The sequence below is a fragment of the Luteimonas huabeiensis HB2 genome (assembly GCF_000559025.1).
Classification (GTDB): Bacteria; Pseudomonadota; Gammaproteobacteria; order Xanthomonadales; family Xanthomonadaceae; genus Luteimonas; species Luteimonas huabeiensis.
The window spans coordinates 1-6,323 of sequence record NZ_JAAN01000049.1; the positions used below are offsets into that span (position 1 = coordinate 1).

The 6,323-nt window shown below is 72.5% G+C and carries 7 protein-coding genes; 4 read left to right on the plus strand and 3 right to left on the minus strand.

Going from position 1 to position 6,323, the window contains the following annotated elements:
* Nucleotides 1-224: 224 nt before the first annotated feature.
* A complete protein-coding gene (locus Z164_RS0118885; RefSeq protein WP_024892201.1) occupies nucleotides 225-1,577 on the minus strand; it encodes an outer membrane protein transport protein in 1,353 nt (450 codons plus the stop codon).
* Nucleotides 1,578-1,772: 195 nt separating this feature from the next.
* Between Z164_RS0118885 and Z164_RS0118890 the strand changes: the two genes are divergently transcribed.
* The 3 genes from Z164_RS0118890 to Z164_RS0118900 all read left to right on the plus strand — a co-directional run bounded on the left by Z164_RS0118890 (nucleotide 1,773) and on the right by Z164_RS0118900 (nucleotide 3,684).
* Nucleotides 1,773-2,465, plus strand: coding sequence for a rhomboid family intramembrane serine protease (locus Z164_RS0118890; RefSeq protein ID WP_024892202.1), 693 nt, complete (start codon nucleotides 1,773-1,775; stop codon nucleotides 2,463-2,465).
* Nucleotides 2,466-2,565: 100 nt separating this feature from the next.
* A complete protein-coding gene (locus tag Z164_RS0118895) occupies nucleotides 2,566-2,886 on the plus strand; it encodes a DUF1820 family protein (protein ID WP_024892203.1) in 321 nt (106 codons plus the stop codon).
* Between the two features lie 183 nt (nucleotides 2,887-3,069).
* Nucleotides 3,070-3,684: a hypothetical protein gene (locus Z164_RS0118900; RefSeq protein ID WP_152541060.1), complete on the plus strand. Its 615-nt coding sequence runs from the start codon at nucleotides 3,070-3,072 to the stop codon at nucleotides 3,682-3,684.
* 57 nt (nucleotides 3,685-3,741) lie between these two features.
* On the opposite strand, the gene Z164_RS0118905 is transcribed toward Z164_RS0118900, so the two are convergent.
* Nucleotides 3,742-4,887, minus strand: a complete 1,146-nt coding sequence (locus tag Z164_RS0118905) for an MBL fold metallo-hydrolase (protein ID WP_024892205.1) — start codon at nucleotides 4,885-4,887, stop codon at nucleotides 3,742-3,744.
* A gap of 80 nt (nucleotides 4,888-4,967) precedes the next feature.
* Between Z164_RS0118905 and Z164_RS0118910 the strand changes: the two genes are divergently transcribed.
* A complete protein-coding gene (locus Z164_RS0118910; RefSeq protein WP_024892206.1) occupies nucleotides 4,968-5,582 on the plus strand; it encodes a TetR/AcrR family transcriptional regulator in 615 nt (204 codons plus the stop codon).
* A 15-nt stretch (nucleotides 5,583-5,597) separates the two neighbouring features.
* Here the strand turns inward: Z164_RS0118910 and Z164_RS0118915 are convergent, their stop codons facing one another.
* Entirely contained in the window at nucleotides 5,598-6,098 is a 501-nt protein-coding gene (locus Z164_RS0118915; protein ID WP_024892207.1) for a hypothetical protein, read from the minus strand.
* Between the last annotated feature and the right edge of the window lie 225 nt (nucleotides 6,099-6,323).

The window sequence follows — 6,323 nt, forward strand, 5'->3', positions numbered from 1 at the left end:
GCGTGCCCCCATCCGCCTTCGGCACCTCCCCCCGCTCGCGGGGGAAGGAAAAAACAGAACGCTCCCCGCTTGCGAGGCAAGGGGAAAAGCAGCGTGACGCCGAAGAGGGCCTCTTTCGCACGCTGAATGTCGATACAGCCTAGAAACGCGTACGCCGCAAACGACAAGCCCCGCTCGCGCGGGGCCGTCGCGACTCGGCACCGGGCCTGCGCCCGGCAGCCGGATCAGAACTTGTAGTTGACCGACGCGGCCAGGATGTCGCCGCCGACGTCGAAGGCGCCGCGCACGCGGTTGGCCGTCGCCGAGGTGGTGTCCACGTTGGCGTCGTTGACGAACAGGTGGGTGTAGCCGACGTTGTACTCCAGCGTCTCCGACGGGGTCCAGGTCAGGCCCAGCGACAGCCACTTGCGGGTCTGGTCGGGCACGCGCACGTCGCGGTGCTGGTAGGAGGTCGGGGTCTCGTCGTAGGCCAGGCCGCCACGCACGGTCAGGCGGTCGCTGACGCGGTAGTCGACGCCGATCGAGCCGAAGGTGGAGTCGTCGTAGCCGAACTCGAGCACGGTGTCGGCCTGGTTGGAGCCGTAGTCCACGGTCACCGAGTCGAACGCCGGCTTCCACGCGGTGCGCGACAGGTCGGCCATCAGCGACCAGCGGTCGTTGAAGGCGTGGGTGAAGCTGACGGTCAACACCGCCGGCAGGGTCACCGTGGCCTGTCCGTCGGTGTCGATGAACCAGCCCGGGCGCACCTGGCCCAGCACCGAGGCGGCGTCGTCGGGCACGTCGAAGTAGGCGTCGCCGTCGATGTCGTGCTCGACCTTGGAGCGGTAGCTCAGGCCGATGTGGGTGTTCTCGGTGATGCTGAACAGGCCGCCGACGGTCCAGCCGATGTCGGTGTTGGAGCCCTTGATGGTGGTGAAGCCGTCGGCGTTGCCGGGGCGGAAGCCCAGCGGCGCGCCGCCGCCGGTGTACAGGATGGAGCCGAAGTCCACCGCGTTGCCCAGCTCGATGCTCAGGTGCTGCGCGAACACCGAGGCGCCGAAGGACAGGTAGGGATTGACGTCATAGGACAGCGCGAAGCCGAGGTCGATCGCCTCCAGCTCGGTCTTGACCGCGTTGTAGCGGCCGATCCAGTCGCGGTCGTACTCGGTGGCGAAGCCGAACGGCGCGGTCAGCGACATGCCGAAGTGCAGGCGGTCGTCCTCGCCGAAGGGGGTGTGGAAGTACGCGGCCGGGACCGGCGCGACCTTGCCGGCATCGCCGCCGTTGCCGCCGCTGATCGGCCCGCCCAGCCCGCCCGCGTAGCCGCCGGTGCCCTCGAAGTCGGCGCTGAAGCTGATCACGCTGAGGTCGACCTGCACCTGGCGGCCGTCGAGGCCGCGCATGCCGCCCGGGTTGTTGACGATGATCGAGGCGTCGCCCGGGGCGCTGGCCGAGCCGGCGAACGCGCGGCCGAGGCCCTTGGCGCTGTTTTCCTTGAGCTGGAAGGCCGCGGCGTGGGCGCTGCCGGCGAAGGCCAGCGCGCCGGCGACGCCGAGCGCCAGCGCCGAACGGGACAGGAAACGGGATGGATTGCGCATGGGGTGAGGTCTCCGATGACGGTTGGGGGACGCACCGCCCGCCGGCCGCGCCTTGTGCCGGCACGGTCCCGTGCATCGGAATGCCCTCCCGATCGCGGTGCGGGCGCACTATACCGTACCGTCGGGTGTGGACTCCCGACGCACTGCGGCATCGCCGAGGCGGTATCTTCACCGCTCCCGCGCACGGCCCACCGCATGTTCGTCGCCATTCCCACCCGCACCCGGCCCGCGTTCCGCTGGGCCACGCCGCTGCTGGCCTGCCTGCTGTGGCTGGCCTACGTGGCGGTGAGCCTGCGGCCGGACGCGGTGCGCCACGACCTGCTGCTGGACTGGGGCGCGCTCAGCGGCGGACTGGCGCCGCCGGAGCTGTGGCGCACCTGGTCGGAGCCGGAGCGCTGGCTGCGCCTGCTCAGCGCGCTGTTCCTGCACGCCGACTGGACCCACCTGCTCGGCAACCTGGTGTTCCTGCTGATCTTCGGCCTGCCCGCCGAGCGGGCGATGGGCCCGCTGCGCTTCCTGGTGCTGTTCCTGCTCGGCGGCGCGTTCGCCAACTTCATCGCCGCGCTGGCCATCGGCGCGCCGGAACGGCTGATCATCGGCGCCAGCGGCGCGGTCTCGGCGATCATCGGCGCCTACCTGGCGCTGTTCCCGCGCGCGCGGCTGGGCGTGGTGGTGCCGCTGGGCCTGTTCCTGGAGTTCGTGCGCGCGCCCGCCTCGTTGCTGATCGGCGTCTGGGCGCTGCTGCAGGTCGCGTTCGCCTACATGGGCCCGGCCTTCGGCGCGGTGGCCTGGGCCGCGCACGCCGGCGGCTTCCTGTTCGGCATGGCGTTCGCGCTGGCCTCGCGCGGGGCGATCGCGCGGCGGTTGCGCCGGCGGCAGGGGTATTGAGGCGGGGGCCGGGGTCAGGGGTCAGGGGCCGGGGGTCAGGGGAAAAGCGGGGAGCAAAAGCGGGGCGTGGATGGGCGATTCGTGGCTCTATAATCGCGCCATGTCCAAGCCGCTCTACAAGGTCAGCTTCCTCAACCACGGCAAGGTCTACGAGCTGTACGCGCGGCGCGTGGCCAGCGGCAGCCTGTGGGGCTTCGTGGAGGTCGCCGAGCTGGTGTTCGACGTCCACGACGGTCTGGTGGTGGATCCCACCGAGGAGCGCCTGCGCGCCGAGTTCGGCGATACCCGCGTGCTGCACCTGCCGATGCAGGCGGTGCTGCGGGTGGAGGAAGTCGAGCGCAAGGGCCAGTCCGCGATCCGCGACGCCGTCTCCGGCGAGCGCGTGGTCACCCCGTTCCCGCTGCCGGCCAAGCCGCGCTAGGCGCCTGGGCGGTGGAGCGTGCGAGGCGAACGCTGATGCGCGCCTCGCGCCGCCCCCGTGGGCGCGCGGGGCGATGAAGTAGCGAGGGCGCGCATGTCGATACGCACCGCAGCAATGAGGCCGCCGCGCAGGTCCGCAGGGATGGTGCGCGGCGGGCCGTCGGCGTTCGCAGACCCTGCGCGCATGGGCGCGGCCAGCGTTCGCGGCGGGCGGCCGGAGCGGCTTCCGCCGCCTGCGCGCCCGGCCGCCCCGGGCCGACGCGCTTCGCGGCGCCTGCGCCACGTCCTGCTCGCGTCCTGCCTGCTGCTGGCCGCCTGCGATCCCGGCGCGGTCGGCGACGCCCCCGCGCTGCCGCCGGCCTCGACGGCCGCCGAAGCCGCGGCCGAGGCGAGCGGCCGCGACGTCACCGTGGCGGTCGTGTTGTCCGAGCCGGCCGCGCGGCTGCTGGCGAGCGAACGCCTGGGCCTGCGGGTGGAGGCCGAATGGTTCGGCTATCCCACCATCGCCGCGCAGCAGCGCGGCCTCGTGGAGACCGGAGACCCCTGGCTCGGCCTGCACCGCGAGCGGCGCGAACTGGACGGCGCCGGCCGCGTCCGCTTCCGCTCGCCCGAGTTCGACCCCGAACGGCTGGCCCTGCTCGAACAGGGCCGCCCGCACCTGCTGGTCACCGTATCCGCGGCCGAGGATGCCGCCGACGCCGGCGGCGACGCCCTGCTCGATTGCGGCACGTTCCAGGACCGCCTCGCCGTCGCCGTGCGCGACGGCGTCGTCATCGACTGCCGCCTGGCGGCGGAATAGCCGGCGCCAATGCGCGCCTGCGGACCCGCAGGAACGCTGTCCTCTCCCGCAGCAGGCTCATTCCCGCCACCAGGCCGACGTCTCCGCGGGCGCGGCCAGGTCGACGCGCTCGCCCATTCGCGGCGTCGCCAGGGCGATGCCGCGGTCGGCGGCCAGGGCGCTGACGCGCTCGAACGGATCGTCCCAGGCGTGCATGGCCAGATCGAAGGTGCCGTTGTGCACCGGCAGCAGCCAGCGCGCGCGCAGGTCCTGGAACGCCTGCACGGTCTGCTCCGGCTGCATGTGCACGAAGGCCCAGCGGCGGTCGTAGGCGCCGGTCTCCAGCATGGCGACGTCGAACGGCCCGAAGCGGCGGCCGATCTCGGCGAAGCCGTCGAAGTAGCCGCTGTCGCCGCTGAAGAACAGCCGCAGCCCGCGGTCGCCCTCGCCTTGCGGCGGGTCCAGGATCGTCCACGAGGCCCACAGCGTGCGATCGCCGTCGAACAGGCCGCGGCCGGAGAAGTGCTGCGCGGGCGTGGCGACCATGCGCAGGCCGTCGATCGTCGCCTCCTGCCACCAGTCGAACTGCCGCACCTTGTCCGCGGGCACGCCCCAGGCGACGAGCCGTTCGCCGACGCCGAGCGGCACCAGGAACACCTCGGCCTTGTCGGCCAGCGCCGCCACGGCGCTGCGGTCGAGATGGTCGTAGTGATCGTGCGAGATCAGCACCCCGCGCAACGGCGGCAGCTCGGCCAGGGCGATCGGCGGCGCGTGGAAGCGCTTGGGCCCGACCCAGGCGAACGGCGAGGCGCGCTCGGCGAACACCGGGTCGGTGATCCAGAAGCCGCCGCGCAGCTTCAGCAGCAGGGTGGAATGGCCCAGCCGGTACAGGCTGCGGTCTGGCGCGGCCTCCAGCTCGGCGCGGGTCAGCGGCAGCACCGGCGGCGGCGCAGCGGGCACGGCGCCCTCGGGCTTGTGGAAGAAGAAGTCCCAGGCCAGGCGCGCGGTCTTGACGACGCCCATGGCGGGCCGCGGCAGCGGGTTGGCGAAGCGGCCGTCCGATGCCTGCGGCGAGGCGGAATAGTCGGCGCCGGTACGGAAGCCGAAGAGGGCGGGCAGAGCGCAGGCGGACACGATGGAGACTCCCAGGACGAGGACGGAGAGGCGGGCGGCCCGGCGCCATCGCGGGCGGCGGGGCCGCAGGGCGGCGGAGGCGCTGGGCATGGCGGCGATTCAGGAAACTACACCGTGCAGTGTAGGTACGAACCGCCGGGAAGTAAACCGCCCGGTGTAGAATCTCGGCCATGACCGAGGCCGCGCCCGCTCCCCGCCTGACCGACCGCAAGCGCGCGGCGATCCTGGACGCCGCGCTGGCCGAGTTCCGCGCCGCCGGCTACGAGGCCACCAGCATGGACCGCATCGCCGCGGCCGCGGGCGTGTCCAAGCGCACGGTCTACAACCACTTTCCCAGCAAGGAAGCGCTGTTCGGCCACATCCTGGAAGCGATGCTGGCGCGCGGGCAGGACGACCTGTCCCTGCCCTACCGCCCCGACGCCCCGCTGCGCGCGCAGCTGCTGGAACTGGCGCAGCGCAAGCTGCGGCTGATGCACGATCCCGACTTCATCGACCTGGCGCGGGTGGCGATCGTGGCCGGCATGCATTCGCCCGACCTGGCCCGCGCCATGATCGCGCGCCTGGGCCACCGCGAGGCCGGCTTCGCGGCCTGGATCCGGGCCGCCGCCGCGGACGGGCGGCTGAAGACCCGCGATCCCGCCTTCGCCGCCGCGCAGCTCGAATCCCTGCTCAAGGGCGCGGCGTTCTGGCCGCAACTCGCCCTCGGCCAGCCGCCGCTGGGCCGCGCACGGCAGAAGGCGGTGGCCGACGGCGCGGTGGACATGTTTCTGGCGCGCTACGGCTGACCGCCGAGCGCGGCCTCAACCGCGGTAGGCCCAGATCTGCGACTCGCCGCCGTGGCTGCGGATCCGCCAGAACGCGCGCGACAGCACCTCGCGGGAGCGCGAACGCGCGACCAGGTGCTCGCCCACCTTGGCGGTACTCGTCACCTCCACCGTGGCGCGCCGGCGATCGTGCGAGATCCGGATCGAGCCGATGTCGTAGGCGAGGTCGATCGAGAGCAAGCCCTGCGACCGCTCGGCCAGGAGGTTCGTCAGCCGCATCGTGTCCCTGATCTGCTCGCAGGCGGCCGCCCGGTCCAGCGTCGAGCGCGCCGCCGCGCCGTCGGCGCGCTCGACGACCCGCATGCTGAAATCCTCCGCCATCGTCGCGCACAGCGCTTCGGCGTCCGAATCGCGGTACGCCTGCATCTGGCCGGCGTAGTGGGCCCGGACATCGGCCTCCGAAAGCGACCTGCCGTGGTCGTACGCCACGGCCCCGGCGATGCACAGCACCAGCAGCCCCAACAGCTTGTTGATCATCCCGGCTCCCCTGAACGTCGAGATCGTCTTCCCCTGCGACCTGCCAGCCCCCCGGCCGCGCGAACGGGCATCCCCTATGCCCTGGCGGGATCGTAGCCGAACGCACGCACGACGTCCCCAGGCTGGATCGTCATTCGACGCGGAGGGCACCCTTCCGCCGCAAGCGGGGCATCCTGTCTTTCCCTTCCCCCGCGAGCGGGGGCATCCTGTTTTTTCCTTCCCCCG